The organism is Butyrivibrio sp. LB2008 (assembly GCF_000621565.1).
Classification (GTDB): Bacteria; Bacillota; Clostridia; order Lachnospirales; family Lachnospiraceae; genus Butyrivibrio.
In genome coordinates, this window is the sequence record NZ_KK211306.1 from 120912 (window position 1) to 136216 (window position 15305).

Sequence of the window (15305 nt, forward strand, 5' to 3'; positions counted from 1 at the left end):
TCACTCTTCTTTGACCTTCTTTCCTGTCATGTGCTCAGGTGTAAATTCAAAGCACTGCACTCGTGGGAAAAAGAACTTGAGCTCTTTTGCAAGAAACTCCTCATCATCCGTGAATTTTTTTACCATGGCAATGCAAATCTTCTTCGCCTTCTCTTCATCTTCCACAAAAGATATTCTTCCGAATGTGATCACGCTCTTAAAATTCAGCGCCCACTCACCCTCTTCGCGGTAGCCGTCATCGTGAACGGTATAGCAAGCCTTGTCACAAGACTTGATCGCGTCATTCTTGTGTCCATCTTTTGCTCCGTGAAAATAAATCTTCCCGTCCTCTTCGCAGTACCAGTGCACAAGCGGCACTCCGTACGGATATCCACCATCGCCCATAAGCGAAAGCACACCTCTCTTGGTATTCTTAAGAACCTCTATACACTCTTCATCAGTTATCTGCTGATTAAATCTTCTCATCTTTCTAAACATACGTGTTCCTCCTCTTTTTATGCAATCACATGCAGTGCATAATATATCAAACTCATAACAATTCCCATTGCAAAAGAAATACTGTGTATCTTGATATTTGAAAAATCAAAAAAACCTCATCTGACCATTGATGATATTACCTATGACAATAGCGCCAATCATCCAGTCTGCATAAATCGTGCCAAACTTAAACGGTTCATAGCTCTTGCAGATAATCTGCATCATCAATATCAATCCTATGATTGCAAAGATAATAACCGAGCCGCCAAGAAAACCTTCAGCATTTTTTGAAAAAAAAGAATAAATCACATTTGTGGCAGTTCCTGCAATTATGCCCAGTAAAGCTATGGCAACTCCATTCACCTTCCCATCAAGATAAATAGTAATAAAATACAAAACCGCGCTGTTTGCCACCACATGGAACAAGCTTGCATGCAGAAAAGAAGCTGTAAAATAGCGATAGTACTCACCGTTTATCTTGTTAGTACCCTTTCCCCACAAGTACTTATCAATATCCGTAAACCTTCCTATTATGTATAAAAGAATCCACACACCGATAATAATTCTGACTGAAAAAATGTTGTTTTTCACTTTCGCATTAACCTCGCTATTTGATTATTTTTTTCAAAATTAAAACTGTCATAATTACAACGTCTATCATGCTTTTATATGTAATTCTTAAATATATCTTTCAATCATCTTCTGCAATATCTTTGCATATCTCCTGTCAGACCGTTATTTCAATCTGATTTCCTTCAATTCCCACGATGCAACTCTCGTAGTAGCCATCTCCCGTCGTACGCGGGCCGCTGACAACATCGTAGCCGGCAGCTCTGAGATTCTCCGTCAGCTCATCAACCTTCTCTTTACTCCCCACAGAAAAAGCAATGTGAATGAATCCCGTGCGATTAAGCGGCTTTTCCATATCGTACATATCAGGCTTATTCATCAACTCAAGTCTTGCCCCATCCTCAAAAGAAATAAAGTATGATCTAAAGTCAGTTTTCTCATTTTGATAACCGTCATTAGATGTTCCGCCAAGATATTTCACAAAGAAATCTCTTGCTGCTTCCAAGTCATTTACATACATCGCAACATGTTCTATTTTCATCTGATTCCTCCTTAGATATAATTACCCATTCCGTCATCACTTCAGAGTACCTACTCGCCTGCAAACTGCCTCTATGTCAGCTTGTACATCGTTACTTAAATAACTGGACCAAATTCTTGCCTGCTTACTCGAGAGTACATCTCCAAAAGCCTCGCCGTAGCCCGCTACGACTGCGTTTTTGGAAATGCACTCTCGGGCAAGCATTCTGCGAATTAGACCAGTTATTTTGCGAACGATGTACTAGCACTCTTTTTACGCCTTCTTCATCTTGATGATCATATACACCGGATTCTCAACAAAGCTCTCGTACCTGTAAATCTGCGTTTCCTTCCACTCTTCCGGCGCCATTGGCTCACATACCTTCTCAATCGTAAGTCCCGCTCCAACTATGGCATTTACATAGTCAGAAAAAGTATGATGATAACTTTTGCTGAGATGATTCTCGTAGTCATCGTTGTACTCAAGCCACGGCTGGATGTACGCCCTCATCGCTTTGTCCATGTATCTGACGTTCCACTCGTCATCCTCCGGAAAAGAACTGTCTTCATGCTCAACAGGATACATCGCTGAATACACAGGATTTATCACGGAAAAGATACACTCCCCGCCCTCTTTAAGGCTTTTTGCCACATTCTCAAACAGCTGCTTCAAATTCTCAATGTAATGACTCGTTGTCGATGAAAAAATAAAGTCGACAGGCTCCTCTATTACCTCTTTACATGTTGCCGCATCATGTTGCACAAATTCAGCCTTTGAGCCATCTGCATCAGCTTTTTCTTCGGCAATCTTAAGCATCTCTTCCGAAAGGTCAATTCCTACAATCTTCGCCGGCTCACTCTTTTCTAAAAGAAAAGTAAATATCCCCGTACCACAGCCTAAATCTACTACTACCTTTCCCTTTAGATCAGGAAGCAGTTCCTTAATGCACGGCCATTCAATGCAGTAGCTATATGAATTCTCCGCATTGCTAAACTCCTCATAAGCCTTTGCCATGCTGTTCCAATCTATTTTTATCTCATTCATTTCTTATTTCACCATTATGTCCTTATCTAATTTCTGTCCTATATTCCTCAATAAACCCTTCGATATATTCATGCCGCTGAAGTGCCATCTTTTTAGCTTCTTCGGTATTCATCTCATCTTTTAGAAGCAGAAGTTTGTCATAAAAATGCTGCAATGAATCATCTAAAGATCTTCCGACTTTTCCGCCGTACGCAAACGTTCTTGCAATCCCCACTGCTCCAATCGCATCAAGTCTGTCCGCATCCTGAACAATCTGTCCTTCGATGCTCTCCGGCTTCATGCCCCTGTTCTTGCTAAAAGAAACTCCGTTTATGATCACACAGATCTGCTCAATCTCTTTTTCTCCAAGATCATTACTTGTCAAAAAAGCTCTCGCATTAGCATTATCCTTTGTATCAAATAACTTGTGATCATCAACGTCATGAAGTAGTGCTGCAAGCGCCACAACCTCGTTGTCACACTCATGATAACGCTCCGCCAATTTCATAGCATTTGCATAAACTCGCATCGAATGCTCTGCATCGTGTCCATCCGCGTTATTCCTGAAAATTTCTTCTATATATCTTTTTGCATTTTCAATTATTGTAGTACTCAACTCCGCTCCTCACTCTTAATTAATGAACCACTATCCCCGTCCCCATGGTTCATTACCTTTCCCCGTATCATTTCCCAGTCAAAGCACCTTGTATAATTCTCACCGGGTAGTTCGCACTCTCTGTTCCACGGTCTGTCATAGACCATAACCTTGAGATTTGGCAAATGTTCGAAGAATTTAAACGCCATAGGCGAATCCTCAACGGCGTAGTCAAAGTTCATCTTATAATAGTCTTCGAGCTCCAGCGTAAATTCGCTGTTCTTGATAAAAGAGTCCCTGCCGTATTTATTAAGGCAAAAAAGTGTGACACGCTCAAGCCCGTGCTCATCAAGCCACCTGCGCGAAGCATCATAAGAACTCGACGGACGCCCCGTTATGATATAAACCTCATGCCCACGGTCAATCCATTCATTTATCACCTTAGAAGCCCCGGGCGTCTCATCATATGAAAGCAGCTCCTCCGGGCGATGCCCTTCCAGCATAAGCTGCTCATACTCATCATCTGTAAGTTCAAAAGACTGTTGCAAATTGAAAAAGCGCACCTTCTCATAAGGAACATCTTTTCCGAAAAGTCTCTTTGCAATCTCCGTAAACGCCCTTGCCGTCTCGCAAAGGCAGTCATCAAAATCTATATAAATCTTCATTTTGCAAACCTCATTCTTTCACCGGCGCGGTAACTTCAATGTGATTTCCTTCACTGTCAACAAACTCCGCAACCCAATTGTTCTTTATTCTGGTCAACGGAAAACATATCTCTTTTCCGCTGATCTTATCCTTAAGCACATCCACGTTTCCAAAGCATATACTGGGAAGGCAATTACTGCCAAATACATGCTCCTCATTCATCTTCTGATAAGCGAACAGACCGTACCTGATTCCGCCAATATCGAAAACGCTGTAAATATCATCACGCTCAGTGACAGGGCAGGCAAAAAATTCTTCGTAGAACTTAACGGCACGCTCCATATCTTTTACGCAGACATATAATGAAGCTATCGTGCAGTTCATGACATTGGCCGCATCTTTTTCATCGATGTATCTCTCAGCTTTATCAATAAATTTGATAACTCTCTTGATATAACGTATCCCTTTGATTACACCCATAATAATCGCTGCTATCAGAAGTATCGTAAGTATCAGATTAAATATTTGCCAAAATATATGAAACCACTCTGTTGTGACCATACCATCTCTCCCTCCGAACGACAAAAATCATTCCTTACAGCCCACGACATCTTCAGGCTTCAATTCTTCCCGATAGTAATAATCCCCGAACAATACGACTTTTGCTCGAATACTAGCTCAGGGAAAGCTTCGCGAAGTTCATCTATCACAAAATAGATTTCGTCCTCATCCCAGGCACTGCCGGCCTCTTCTTTGCACTTCTCAAGTTCGCTTCTCGTCTCAAACACCACATCTCCGACAAGGAGCTTTCCACCTTCATCAAGAAGTTTCAGTAACTCCATGAAGAAAAGGACCTTCTTCTCATCCGTCAAATGATGCAACGAATACGTTCCCAAAATAAAATCATACTTACGCTCGTAAAGCTCCGAAACAAGCCCCTTTGAAAAATCGCCTTGATACAAGTTCGCATCGGGCATCTTTTCTTTTGCAAGCTCGATCATCCTCTGTGAAAAATCTTGTCCGTACACGTCACACCCATTTTCATAAAGCTTGGTTGTAAGCGTTCCCGTTCCAAATCCAATGTCCAGAACAGCCGCATTTTCTTTGTGCATGATCTCATCAAAAATCCCGCCAAGAACGCTCTTATATCCCGCAAACGGATAGGTATTTGCCTCTTCCGAAATCCCCACCGTCTTGTCATAGCCATCAGCCCATAAATTAAATCCCTTGTTGTCTAACATCATGCTTCCTCCGGTCAAATTCTATATAGAGTTGCTTTGCAACTCTTTGTTCTTAAGTCTTACTCTGCATTCACACATTCCCTGATCACCTGCACCACCTCTTTCGGCAAGCTCAGAATCTCTTCTTCCACGTTTTCTTTTACATTTAGCCATTCATCATCGGGAAGACTAAAGTCGAACGCGGTCAAAAAATCTTCTTTCGGAAGTTTACCTGTGAACACTTTGGTAAGAACTGTTGCGACAAGATAGTCTCCGACAGCTGACGCATGAGCTCCGTCGCGATAATAAAGTTCATAACGGTCAGCATACGGCGACTCAGAAAGTTCCTGCAAAGCACACTCCCACACTTCACCGATTGGTGCAAGCAAGACTCCCTGCTGCTCAGCAATCGCTCTATATCTGCGGTTCATCTCAGCCTGATTTTCCAGCTTCGCCTTCTCCGCCCAAGTCTCAAATACAATCGGCGTTGTACCGGCTTCTTTACACAGCTTGATTATCCTGTCCATGCACCTAATCGTATCCTTCTCAGGCGGCATTGGATGCGCCTGTTCTTGAATCACGCAGTAGTCATACCCTCCATGCAGTATATTAAATCGCGCCGCAAAATATTCCTCTTCCAAGTGCCACTTTAGAGGCCTCGCAGAATAAGCAAGCATAAACACTTCACACGATTCTCCCGTCGTATCCTCTATCATACGCCTTGTAAGCTCCGGCATGTCATTCATATATGTGTGGCTGTTGCCGATAAATAAAACTTTCTTCATCTTTTTCTCCCTCCGCACATATTTTATTTTTTCATGCAAAAAACAATAATAGCCTGCTGCACTCTGAGCAAATTCTTTTTGAACTCGTACCCCACAAAGTACTCCGAGTCAATCACATCCTCCGAGACCTCTTCGCCTCTGTAAAACGGCGGGCAGGGATTCAGCACTGCTCCGGCGTTTGCGAGGTTCATGATTTCTTTTGTGACCTGATAAGATTTAGCGCTGCTAATCATTTCCGGCGGAAAAGAATCCGTGCACACAATATCTTTTCCCACGATTGCAATTCTCAGATCATCGATGCAGTCGGTGTTAAAAATCCGCAATTTCTGAAACTCATCCGGACAACACTGCACCAAAGAAAATCCCAAAGCTTCCGATGCCTCTTTCCACGCACGTCCGATATTACCGTCAGCTCCTACGAACAGATACTTGTCGCCAAGATAATCTTTTCTTATCTGCGAAAGCGAATACAAATCCGACATCATCTCGCACGGGTGATTGTCATCCGTCATTGCATTGATAACCGGAACGTCCAAATTTGCTGACATCTGCGCAAGCTTTTCGATATCTTTATGCCGCACGATAACCGCGTCCGCCCAGTTCTCAAGGTATCCGCAGACATCTCTTATATCTTCTTTTTTATCCAGGGTACTCGGGTCAAAAAGAATCGTTTGCCCGCCAAGAAGATGGATTCCCTTTTCAAAAGACACTCGCGTTCTGATGCTGCTCGCAGGAAAAAACAAGACAACCGTCTTTCCTGTTAAGAAACCCTCGTACCTATCGATATTATCAGCTATGTCGAATATTTCCTGCAATTCTTCTTTTTTATAATCAGTAAGCCTTATAAATGAACTCATTTTTTCTCCTGCTGCCACTGCACTCTGATACATATGCGCACCAACTTTAATTATCCCAAACGCATCCAATCCGCTGCGTTCACGGCTGTCTCAACATTGCTCTGTCATTGACAACTTCAAAACCATACTGCGAATAAAGCTTCTGCGCATCTCTTGTGACCAATATGCCGCGAAGCCCCTGAAGCTCAGGTGATGAAACAATATGCGATACAAGCGCTTTACCAAGCCCTCTGCTGCGATACTCCTCATCAATTATTACATCACTCAGATAATAGTTCGTTGCATAATCGGTAATAATCCTTGCAAATCCGACAAGATTCGCATTTTCTTCAATGTACAGGCCATAGCACTTGGAATTCTTTACCGACTTTTCAATATTTTCTACAGGACGCTTCTCTGCCCAATACGTCGTTCGAAGGAGTCTCACGATATCATCAAGTTTTATCTTATTTATGTCTTCAACTATTCTGTAATCCATGCCCCGCTCCTTCCTACTGTTTCCGATTCCGATCTGCAATCCATTACTTTATTACATCAAAATACTTCGATAGAAAAAATGTGACATTAGCACTAGTACATAAACGGAATAAGTCTGTACCTGACTTTCCGCTTGTACTCTTTATAACCCGAAAGCTCTTTTTCCAGAACCTCTTCTTCGTTCCTGATTCTTTTTACAATTATTGGAATATAACTAAGCATTACTAAAAATGACGGCAGTGAATTCAGTACCAGCGGCATGCTTAGGAAAAGAAAAAGCGTCGCAAAATACATTGGATGTCGCACGATTCCGTACAATCCGCTGTCCACTACTTTTTGATCTTTCTGAACTTCGATCACTCTTGATAAATATCTGTTTTCTCTGAGGACTTCGCCGAATAATGCATAGGACAAAAGAAAAATCGCTATGCCGATGTACACTACTATTTCCGGTAGGATTATCCATTTGAAGCGATAATTCAGGCCCGCGAGAATAAATACAAGCAAAAACATGATACCGCTAAAACCTATCACCTGCTTTTGCTCGCTTTGTGTCTCTTTTGCCCTGAGCCTGCTCTCCAGAAGATCCGGCGCTTTGAAATACATAACAATACCGGCAATAAGCATCGGAACAAAAAGCATTCCCATAAAAATCCAGCCGTAAAGCCAGCTAAGCGTCCCTGCGGGGATAAATAAAAGAAGTCCTATAAGAATGATTCCTACGACAATTTTAGTAATAGCTTCTTTAAGAAGTTCTTTCTTCATAGTTCCTCCCGTTTTATGCCTGCTTATATCACACTAAAATTTCATAAAGTCTTTTTCTTGTGTATATTACACAGAACCTTTTCTACTGAGTATATTGCTTATCGCCTTTTCTCTTATACATATCACTTATGGCCTTTTCTCTCCTGCGCTCTATCTATAAGCTCATGCGCTTCCTTAAAGGCCCCCGGAAGATAATCCGCATGCCACTCTTTGCCTTCTTTTTCCTTTCTTTTTATCTCTGCCCATGCGGCGTGGAGTTCTTCCTCAGTCTCAAATTTCACATCGGTAAAAACATGCGGATGCCTGCGCTTCATCTTGTCTGCAACAGTCTTTGCCACATCTTCGAATGTAAAGAGTCCCTCTTCCTCAGCAATCACCGAATGAAACATCACCTGAAGCAAAAGATCTCCAAGCTCCTCCTTGAGATTCTCCGCATCGCCCGTCTCTTCAAGTATATTTATCCCGCCAATAACCTCTGCTGCCTCTTCTATGCATCCCGGCTTAAGACTTGCATGAGTCTGAGCCTTATCCCACGGACAGCCATTCTCGCTTCTGAGCGTCTCTACAATTTGTTTAAGTCTGTCAATTTGCGATGTATTCTTCATATGTTGGGGGAATCTCGCTTTCTGTAATAATGAGGTGAATCTGTAATTTCATAATCTACAATCTTGCAGTAATTATTGTTGAAATCTGATGCGGCGTAATCCACCGCGGTAGTACATACTCACCATTATAACAGCAATGCGCTAAATAGTGGCTTTTTTATTTTATTACTCACTTGAAATATAAATAGCACCATACACTTTATTCGTACCCTTTCTGTGCGGTGCTCTTTTCTTTTTCGCACCGTACGCCTCATCCGCAACCATTCTGTGCGGTGCTCTTCTTCTCTTTCGCACCGTACACCTCATCCGCATCTCTTCTGTACGGTGCTCTTCTTCTTTTTCGCACCGTACGCCTCATCCGCATCCATTCTGTGCGGTGCTCTTCTTCTTTTTCGCACCGTACGCCTCATCCGCATCCATTCTGTGCGGTGCTCTTCTTCTTTTTCGCACCGTACGCCTCATCCGCATCCATTCTGTGCGGTGCTCTTCTTCTTTTTCGCACCGTACGCCTCATCCGCGACCTTCCTATACGGTGCATAACCGCTAAAAAACAACCACTATCTGCCTACTTTTATTTTTATGAAATAACAAAGAGTTACTTTGCGCGCCGATGCGCGCAAGCTTTAGCTTGTATAATTCATCTGCGCATCGGTCGGATCCATAGCGGAGCGTTTTTTATTTGAGAAATTTCAAATAAAAAAGACTTCCGAAAAATTATCTCTTTTTTCGGAAGCCAAATAATCATTTGTTTTAGAAAATCATCTTACAATATTTCTTTATATTTTTTCTCCTGCCCACTGTCAAATTACGGCAAAAACTTCCCTGACGCAAGGTACAGTGCATACCAGTCGTGATGTGAAAGCTCTACATTCGTGGCATCGCATGCATCCTTGATGTGCGCGGTATTCATAGTACCGATTATCGCCTGCATCTTGGCAGGATGGCGCAGAATCCAAGCAAGCGCAATTGCTGTCTTAGAAACATGCTCTCTGTCCGCAAGCTGCGCAAGAACCTTGTTAAGCTCGGGATAATCAGGATTATCAATGAATGTTCCGCCAAACATTCCAACCTGAAGCGGTGACCATGCCTGAATCGTAATATCATTCAAACGGCAGTAATCAAGCGCACTTCCATCCCTGTTTACAGACATATCCGTTGTCTTGTTATTCATGTAAAGCGGCTGATCGATAAGCTGTGACTGCTCAAGTGAAAGCTGCACCTGATTGATGACAAGAGGCTGCTTTACATATTTTTTCAAAAGATCAATCTGCATCGGCATCAGATTACTCACACCGAAGCGGCACGCTTTCCCAGCCTCTTCAAGCTTGTCAAAAGCCTCCGCAACTTCCTCGGGATCGAACAACAGATCCGGTCTGTGCAAAAGAAGTGTATCAAGATACTCACATTTTAGTCTCCCAAGAATGCCGTCAACACTCGCTATAATATTCTCTTTTGTCCAGTCAAACTCAGATCTCTCCGGGCATATACCGCACTTACTCTGGAGAAAGATTTTTTCCCTCTTAATCCCCGTAAGCGGGAAAGCCTGTGCAAACCGTTCCTCTGCTTCGCCCATCCCATAGCATGTTGCATGGTCAAAAAAATTGATTCCGCACTCGTAGGCTGTTCTTATGACCTCAGCAGCTTCTTCTGCAGAAAGAGACGGCATTCTCATGCAGCCCTGTATAATAGCAGATGCGTTCTGCGGTCCGTTCATTATGTCAATATATTTCATCTGTGTTCCTTTCTGTCGCTATATTAGAATGGCGCTGTGTCAGGGTCTGTCTCGTATCCTACGCAGCCTTTAAGATCGGCGATGCGCTTAACGTCAGCTTCTTCAAGCTCAAAATCAAATACCTTGAAGTTCTCCTCGATCCTCGAAGGAGTAACAGACTTTGGAAGAGGGAGATATCCCATCTGAAGTCCAAAGCGAATGCAGATCTGAGCGATGCTCTTCCCGTATTTTTCCGCAAGCTCTTTCATCTCGGGAACATCGAAAATCTTACCTGTTCCAAGCGGACTGTATGCTTCAAGAAGCATACCTTTTTCTCTGCAATATGCAACAAGCTCATCCTGCGTAGCGCCAGGACAAAGCCTGATCTGATTAACCATAGGCTTAATTTTTGCAGTCTTCAAAAGCGCGTCAATGTGGTGTTGCCTGAAATTACTGATACCGATCGCACGAACTTTTCCCGTCTCGTAAAACTTCTCCATAGCTCTCCAGGTCTCGGCATTTGCCTCCTCCCAGCGGTCTCTGAACATAGCCGGATTTGGCCAGTGAATAAGAAGCATATCTACATAATCAAGCCCAAGCTTTTTTAATGATTCGTCAAAAGAGCTGATAGTAAGCTCATAGCTATGCTTATCGTTCCAGATCTTCGTCGTAACAAAGATATCTTCTCTTACAAGGCCATTGTCTATAATTCCCCTCCTGATGCCCTTGCCGACGCCTTCTTCATTTCCATAAACCTGCGCTGTATCAATATGACGATACCCCGCATCTATAGCACACTTTACGCTTTCAACCGCAACATCACCCTCAGGTGTCTGCCATGTACCGAATCCCAAGCAAGGAATTCCGACTCCGTTCGAAAGCTTGTAAACATCATTTTGATTCATCCTATCTCGCCCTCCTATGTGTAATGATAAAAACTTTTAATATTGTACCATCTCTGTGATATCACCACTTATCATATTCTGCGATGTTAGCTGTTATTTTTTGATGTGAAACGCTCACCGTGCTTTTATTATCTCCTCCGCCATACCAAAAAGCTCATCGGATGTGATATTCTCATCAAATGTCATGATGCAATAATGTACATCAGCCACTTCAAAAACTGCACTTGATACATAAGTAGTCTCGCGTTCATCGCTGCCATAACTTATAAAAAAGTGATCGTCTGTTTCTTCGCGCGTAAGTTCTTCTTCGGTCGGAAAAATATCTTTTGACACGGGAAGTCCCAAATACTCATCACAATTGTAATAGACATTCACGCCTTCAACTGTCCGCATCTCATTAGCCCTTAAAGCAAAGCTCGGATCATCATCAATATGACCGTTTATCAAAGCAGATTCCATATTTACAATAATATTTGGCTTATTATCGCATGCATACTCAATCCTTAACTCTTTAAATCGTCCGACTGTTTTGTCGCCATCATCCACTAAGTTCCAATCCTGAATATCCATCGAATCAAACTTATATCCGTTACTGAATGTTTCCACAGCGACCACGTCTATTCCGACTCTACTTTCAAGTTTTTCCAACCTACTGAAATCAGAAGTTTTGGACAAAAAAGTGTCCGGACTAAAAGAAGTGACAACTCCTGTAGCCTTACCCACAGCTACTCCACAACCAGCAAGAACAGCCAGGCACGCCGCTGTTAAAAAAGCAATCTTCTTTACACTCAGTTTTTTCTTCATTCGGACAACGTTCTTCACATTCCCCGCCTCGTTAAGTTTACGAACCAGATCTTCTTTTTGAATTTCCGAAAAACGAAGTTCGTTCATTGATTTTTTATAGGAATCAATTATATATTCATTCATAAATTTCACCTGCCTTTGCACCATAAGCACCTTCTGTATCAAGCTTTTTTCTAAGCTCCCGTCGTCCTCTTGATAAATATTGCGAAACAGCAAACTTCGATTTGCCCATGATTTTCGCGATTTCTTTTACCGAGTATCCTTCATAGTAATAAAGATAGATGCTCATTCGATAATTAACGGGCAACTTCTTTATCTCCTCCAAAAGATCTGAGTCAGGCGCCTTCGGAGATTCTTTTCCCGTGACTGCATCAAGTCCCACCGTTTTCCTTGAATAAGCGTTCTTCCTAAGGTCGTGGCAGGCATTTATCGTAGTGCGTATCAGCCATGCTTTTTCATGTTCATTTGTGTCAAAAGATAAATCACAAGAAATAAACTTAAGTAGCACCGTCTGGCAGATATCTTCCGCATCAAACGTATGTTGCAAGTAATTGTAGCTGATTCGGAGAATCATATCGGAATACGTCTTCACCACACGCCTTACTTCTTTTTCATCCATGTAAAATGCTCCTTTTCGCAGTATTTTGTCCTTCTACTTATAAAACGATTCGTAAAGGAAAAAACTGACAGTTGCAAATCATTTTTTTATATTTTTTCTTATTTTTAAGCGTAGATCAACAGCCTTCACCGGATATACATGTTTTTTCCAAATTGAAAAGCACAGCCCCATTCTCTGAAGCTGCGCTCATACTCTTCTTCCCTAATTTTTTAATTCCAATTCGACAGAATCTCCAACACATCACTTGGCTCTTTTGCAAAAATATTTGCTCCAATCTCTTCCAGATATGCCTTGTCTCTAAAGCCCCACAGCACCGAAATGCACGGAAGACTCGAATTTTTTGCCGTAGCAAAATCAACCTCAGAATCACCGATGTATACCGCTTCTTCAGCGGAGCTTCCAAGTTCATCCATTGCTTTTACGACCATATCCGGCGCAGGTTTTCTCTTTATCCCATCCTGCTCTCCAATCGCAACTTCTATTACTTCGGAAAAGAACTTCTGATTCAGCTCTTTTACCGCGGAATCTATCTTGTTGGAAACTATGGCCATCTTGTAGCCGCGCTTCTTAAGCTCTCTCATAAGCTCGATAATTCCGACGTAAGGCCCTGTCTTGTCCAGGCAGTGCACATCATAATGCTCTTTGAATACCGGCACCATCTCATCTATCACTTCCTGAGAAGTTCCTTCCGGCACCGTAAGCTCGATTGCCCGCCTAATGCCGCTTCCGAATGCTCTTCTGTACTCATCGAGCGTCCTCTGTGGAAATCCGAATTTCTCCATTGTATAATTCACGGACGTCGTCAGATCATCAAGTGTATTCAGCACTGTTCCGTCCATATCAAAAATTACTGTGTTAATCTTGCTCATAAAACTTGTTCCTTTTTCAGTTGTAAACATTCATCTTAAAATGTCAGCTTCCGCTTGCCTTAAATCAGCACTTTTCCATATATACAAAAGTCAGCTCATCCGTTACTTCTTTTTGCCCGAATATCTTATAACCGCATTTCTCGTATAACCTGATATTATCGACACTTCTGGTAGATGTAAAAAGCTCAAATCTTTTATTCGGATGTAATTCTTCAATTGCCTTCAAAAGAGCTGTTCCATTCCCAAGGCATCTGTACTTAGGATGAACCATGAGCTTGCCAATATATACTGTGCCATTTTCTACATAGGCACGGACTGAACCGAAGATGGTACCATCTTCCGCCACCATCTTCAAAATTTCCCCCGTGTTGTATTCATGCTCAACCTCCTCAAGCGTCTGCTTAAGAGGAGGAATATCCTGTGTTTTAAAAAGTTTTGCCTCACTCTGATACGCCAAATACTGAAGTTTTAATATCTCATCCAAGTCTTCTTTAAAAGCTTTACATATTTTCATCCTACCACCTTTTTCCATTCATCACGTGTTATCGCATATGCATATGAGATTTCATTGTGCGGATCGGGGTATTCTTTTATCTTCTTCATACCGTTCGCAAGCGCTGTAGAATACGAACCGACGTTAGTATACTTCATATAAGAATATAAGGTATCATAGTCAGTATTATTAAATGCCCAGTCTCTGCAGGCTCTGGCTGCCTCTTTGGCATAGCCTTTGCGCCAGTGCTTCTTATTTATATGATAACCGATTTCGGGGAGCTGCTCTCCATCTATATTCTGAATGGTTATCCCGCAGTCGCCGATAAATTCTCCGGTTTCTTTCAGCTCAATAGCCCAAAGGCCAAAGCCGTACTTTTCATAGTTGTCCAGATTCCATGTTATCCACTTCTTTGTCCACTCTTCATTATACGGCATGGGATAATGCTGCATAGTCTCAGGATCAGACAAAATCTCATAAAGAGCGTCGAAATCCTCCATGGTGTAGTTTCTAAGTCGTAGTCTGTCAGTTTCAATCATCTTGTCTCTCCTTTTTGGTCCCCTAGGCTCATTTTCCGAATAGCATATCCGCGGCCTTCTCTAGCGCTCTTCGCTCGTCAACATTGTCATAGCCGCTTTCCTTGTCATCTATGCCTTTAACGATATCAATAAAATACAGTCCGTCGCGATTGCAGTAGAAAAAGAGCTTCTTCACGCCGCGTATCTTGAATCTCGCTTCAGCCCTGCCTTCCGGATAGAGTTTCAACAGCTGCATGTCATCCGACGACATCGCTGCCGCAAAAGAAATATAATGCTCTTTGGTCATTTCATGGTCAAAACGCACATAGTACTCATCCTCGACGCGTTCGATAAAGACCATATGCTTCTCATCCGTAAGCTCAGCATCAAGTGGAGTAAGCCCGATCCCGTGGCAATGTATTACCGATTCTCCCATACTGTGGATCACGTTTCCGCAAACAGGACAAACGTAGAACTTTGATTTCATCATATTTGCCGAAACATTTTCATTATGAATGGCATTGCCTGAAATGAGTTCTGTTATCGATATACCGAACGCTTTTGCAATGGGCTCCAAAAGCGTAATATCGGGATACCCCTTACCTGTTTCCCACTTTGAGATAGTCTTGTCGCTAACTCCAAGCTTATCAGAAAGCTGTAGCTGTGTCATATTATTTTTTTCGCGCAGTTCCTTTATAACTGCTCCGGTAACGTATTGATTCATTCTCTCTCACCTCCATGTGCCGATTGTAAAACCGCACAGCAATTTATTCCACCTACGCAAAGTAGAGTCGGTAAAAATCACAATACAAAATTCACGTTAAAATCAAAATAAAATTTCACCCAA

General features: G+C 42.3%; 22 protein-coding genes. All 22 read right to left on the minus strand.

All coding sequences use genetic code 11. The annotated features are described in order from the left end of the window. The 22 genes from T356_RS0113110 to T356_RS19475 all read right to left on the minus strand — a co-directional run bounded on the left by T356_RS0113110 (position 1) and on the right by T356_RS19475 (position 15182). Positions 1-477: a pyridoxamine 5'-phosphate oxidase family protein gene (locus T356_RS0113110; protein ID WP_026514872.1), complete on the minus strand. Its 477-nt coding sequence runs from the start codon at positions 475-477 to the stop codon at positions 1-3. 105 nt (positions 478-582) lie between these two features. After that, on the minus strand, positions 583-1068 hold the full coding sequence (locus T356_RS0113115) for a rhomboid family intramembrane serine protease (protein ID WP_026514873.1): 486 nt from the start codon (positions 1066-1068) through the stop codon (positions 583-585). 136 nt (positions 1069-1204) lie between these two features. Further along, positions 1205-1588 carry a VOC family protein gene (locus tag T356_RS0113120; RefSeq protein WP_026514874.1) on the minus strand — a complete coding sequence of 128 codons (384 nt, stop codon included), beginning with the start codon at positions 1586-1588 and terminating at the stop codon, positions 1205-1207. 252 nt (positions 1589-1840) lie between these two features. Then, positions 1841-2611: a class I SAM-dependent DNA methyltransferase gene (locus T356_RS20515; RefSeq protein WP_051563436.1), complete on the minus strand. Its 771-nt coding sequence runs from the start codon at positions 2609-2611 to the stop codon at positions 1841-1843. A gap of 22 nt (positions 2612-2633) precedes the next feature. Beyond that, entirely contained in the window at positions 2634-3206 is a 573-nt protein-coding gene (locus T356_RS0113130; RefSeq protein WP_026514875.1) for an HD domain-containing protein, read from the minus strand. Next, complete coding sequence (locus tag T356_RS19470) at positions 3203-3850, minus strand: 5' nucleotidase, NT5C type (protein WP_051563437.1); 648 nt, start codon at positions 3848-3850, stop codon at positions 3203-3205. Before T356_RS19470 ends, T356_RS0113130 begins: the two co-directional genes overlap by 4 nt. 10 nt (positions 3851-3860) lie before the next feature. Next, positions 3861-4391, minus strand: a complete 531-nt coding sequence (locus tag T356_RS0113140) for a VOC family protein (protein WP_330370942.1) — start codon at positions 4389-4391, stop codon at positions 3861-3863. 59 nt (positions 4392-4450) lie between these two features. Then, positions 4451-5074, minus strand: a complete 624-nt coding sequence (locus tag T356_RS0113145; RefSeq protein WP_330370943.1) for a class I SAM-dependent methyltransferase — start codon at positions 5072-5074, stop codon at positions 4451-4453. Positions 5075-5130: 56 nt separating this feature from the next. Beyond that, on the minus strand, positions 5131-5835 hold the full coding sequence (locus T356_RS0113150) for a hypothetical protein (protein WP_035781147.1): 705 nt from the start codon (positions 5833-5835) through the stop codon (positions 5131-5133). Positions 5836-5858: 23 nt separating this feature from the next. Next, complete coding sequence (locus T356_RS0113155) at positions 5859-6692, minus strand: ornithine carbamoyltransferase (protein WP_026514879.1); 834 nt, start codon at positions 6690-6692, stop codon at positions 5859-5861. 79 nt (positions 6693-6771) lie between these two features. Then, positions 6772-7170, minus strand: coding sequence for a GNAT family N-acetyltransferase (locus T356_RS0113160; protein WP_026514880.1), 399 nt, complete (start codon positions 7168-7170; stop codon positions 6772-6774). A gap of 92 nt (positions 7171-7262) precedes the next feature. Further along, entirely contained in the window at positions 7263-7934 is a 672-nt protein-coding gene (locus T356_RS0113165; protein WP_026514881.1) for a methyltransferase family protein, read from the minus strand. 122 nt (positions 7935-8056) lie between these two features. Continuing rightward, positions 8057-8539 (minus strand): MazG nucleotide pyrophosphohydrolase domain-containing protein, encoded by a 483-nt coding sequence (locus T356_RS0113170; RefSeq protein ID WP_035781149.1) that lies wholly within the window; start codon positions 8537-8539, stop codon positions 8057-8059. A gap of 165 nt (positions 8540-8704) precedes the next feature. After that, positions 8705-8833: a hypothetical protein gene (locus T356_RS21650; protein WP_255346979.1), complete on the minus strand. Its 129-nt coding sequence runs from the start codon at positions 8831-8833 to the stop codon at positions 8705-8707. 511 nt (positions 8834-9344) lie between these two features. Then, positions 9345-10271, minus strand: coding sequence for an aldo/keto reductase (locus T356_RS0113190; RefSeq protein ID WP_026514883.1), 927 nt, complete (start codon positions 10269-10271; stop codon positions 9345-9347). 23 nt (positions 10272-10294) lie between these two features. Continuing rightward, a complete protein-coding gene (locus T356_RS0113195) occupies positions 10295-11155 on the minus strand; it encodes an aldo/keto reductase (protein ID WP_026514884.1) in 861 nt (286 codons plus the stop codon). 114 nt (positions 11156-11269) lie between these two features. Then, positions 11270-12082, minus strand: a complete 813-nt coding sequence (locus T356_RS0113200) for a hypothetical protein (protein WP_026514885.1) — start codon at positions 12080-12082, stop codon at positions 11270-11272. Then, positions 12075-12578: an RNA polymerase sigma factor gene (locus T356_RS0113205; RefSeq protein ID WP_026514886.1), complete on the minus strand. Its 504-nt coding sequence runs from the start codon at positions 12576-12578 to the stop codon at positions 12075-12077. The genes T356_RS0113200 and T356_RS0113205 overlap by 8 nt, the downstream gene beginning before the upstream one ends. Before the next feature lie 209 nt (positions 12579-12787). Continuing rightward, positions 12788-13447, minus strand: coding sequence for an HAD family hydrolase (locus T356_RS0113210; protein WP_026514887.1), 660 nt, complete (start codon positions 13445-13447; stop codon positions 12788-12790). Positions 13448-13511: 64 nt separating this feature from the next. Beyond that, a complete protein-coding gene (locus T356_RS0113215; RefSeq protein ID WP_026514888.1) occupies positions 13512-13961 on the minus strand; it encodes a GNAT family N-acetyltransferase in 450 nt (149 codons plus the stop codon). Further along, a complete protein-coding gene (locus tag T356_RS0113220; RefSeq protein WP_026514889.1) occupies positions 13958-14479 on the minus strand; it encodes a GNAT family N-acetyltransferase in 522 nt (173 codons plus the stop codon). Before T356_RS0113220 ends, T356_RS0113215 begins: the two co-directional genes overlap by 4 nt. A gap of 28 nt (positions 14480-14507) precedes the next feature. Continuing rightward, positions 14508-15182: a helix-turn-helix domain-containing protein gene (locus tag T356_RS19475; protein ID WP_081777856.1), complete on the minus strand. Its 675-nt coding sequence runs from the start codon at positions 15180-15182 to the stop codon at positions 14508-14510. Positions 15183-15305: the final 123 nt, after the last annotated feature.

Coding starts and splice junctions, on each gene's coding strand:
- T356_RS0113110 (WP_026514872.1), bottom strand. CDS start 477: ATGTTTAGAAAGATGAGAAGATTTAATCAGCAGATAACTGATGAAGAG.
- T356_RS0113120 (WP_026514874.1), bottom strand. CDS start 1,588: ATGAAAATAGAACATGTTGCGATGTATGTAAATGACTTGGAAGCAGCA.
- T356_RS20515 (WP_051563436.1), bottom strand. CDS start 2,611: ATGAATGAGATAAAAATAGATTGGAACAGCATGGCAAAGGCTTATGAG.
- T356_RS19470 (WP_051563437.1), bottom strand. CDS start 3,850: ATGAAGATTTATATAGATTTTGATGACTGCCTTTGCGAGACGGCAAGG.
- T356_RS0113140 (WP_330370942.1), bottom strand. CDS start 4,391: ATGGTCACAACAGAGTGGTTTCATATATTTTGGCAAATATTTAATCTG.
- T356_RS0113145 (WP_330370943.1), bottom strand. CDS start 5,074: ATGATGTTAGACAACAAGGGATTTAATTTATGGGCTGATGGCTATGAC.
- T356_RS0113150 (WP_035781147.1), bottom strand. CDS start 5,835: ATGAAGAAAGTTTTATTTATCGGCAACAGCCACACATATATGAATGAC.
- T356_RS0113155 (WP_026514879.1), bottom strand. CDS start 6,692: ATGAGTTCATTTATAAGGCTTACTGATTATAAAAAAGAAGAATTGCAG.
- T356_RS0113160 (WP_026514880.1), bottom strand. CDS start 7,170: ATGGATTACAGAATAGTTGAAGACATAAATAAGATAAAACTTGATGAT.
- T356_RS0113165 (WP_026514881.1), bottom strand. CDS start 7,934: ATGAAGAAAGAACTTCTTAAAGAAGCTATTACTAAAATTGTCGTAGGA.
- T356_RS0113170 (WP_035781149.1), bottom strand. CDS start 8,539: ATGAAGAATACATCGCAAATTGACAGACTTAAACAAATTGTAGAGACG.
- T356_RS0113190 (WP_026514883.1), bottom strand. CDS start 10,271: ATGAAATATATTGACATAATGAACGGACCGCAGAACGCATCTGCTATT.
- T356_RS0113195 (WP_026514884.1), bottom strand. CDS start 11,155: ATGAATCAAAATGATGTTTACAAGCTTTCGAACGGAGTCGGAATTCCT.
- T356_RS0113200 (WP_026514885.1), bottom strand. CDS start 12,082: ATGAATGAATATATAATTGATTCCTATAAAAAATCAATGAACGAACTT.
- T356_RS0113205 (WP_026514886.1), bottom strand. CDS start 12,578: ATGGATGAAAAAGAAGTAAGGCGTGTGGTGAAGACGTATTCCGATATG.
- T356_RS0113210 (WP_026514887.1), bottom strand. CDS start 13,447: ATGAGCAAGATTAACACAGTAATTTTTGATATGGACGGAACAGTGCTG.
- T356_RS0113215 (WP_026514888.1), bottom strand. CDS start 13,961: ATGAAAATATGTAAAGCTTTTAAAGAAGACTTGGATGAGATATTAAAA.
- T356_RS0113220 (WP_026514889.1), bottom strand. CDS start 14,479: ATGATTGAAACTGACAGACTACGACTTAGAAACTACACCATGGAGGAT.
- T356_RS19475 (WP_081777856.1), bottom strand. CDS start 15,182: ATGAATCAATACGTTACCGGAGCAGTTATAAAGGAACTGCGCGAAAAA.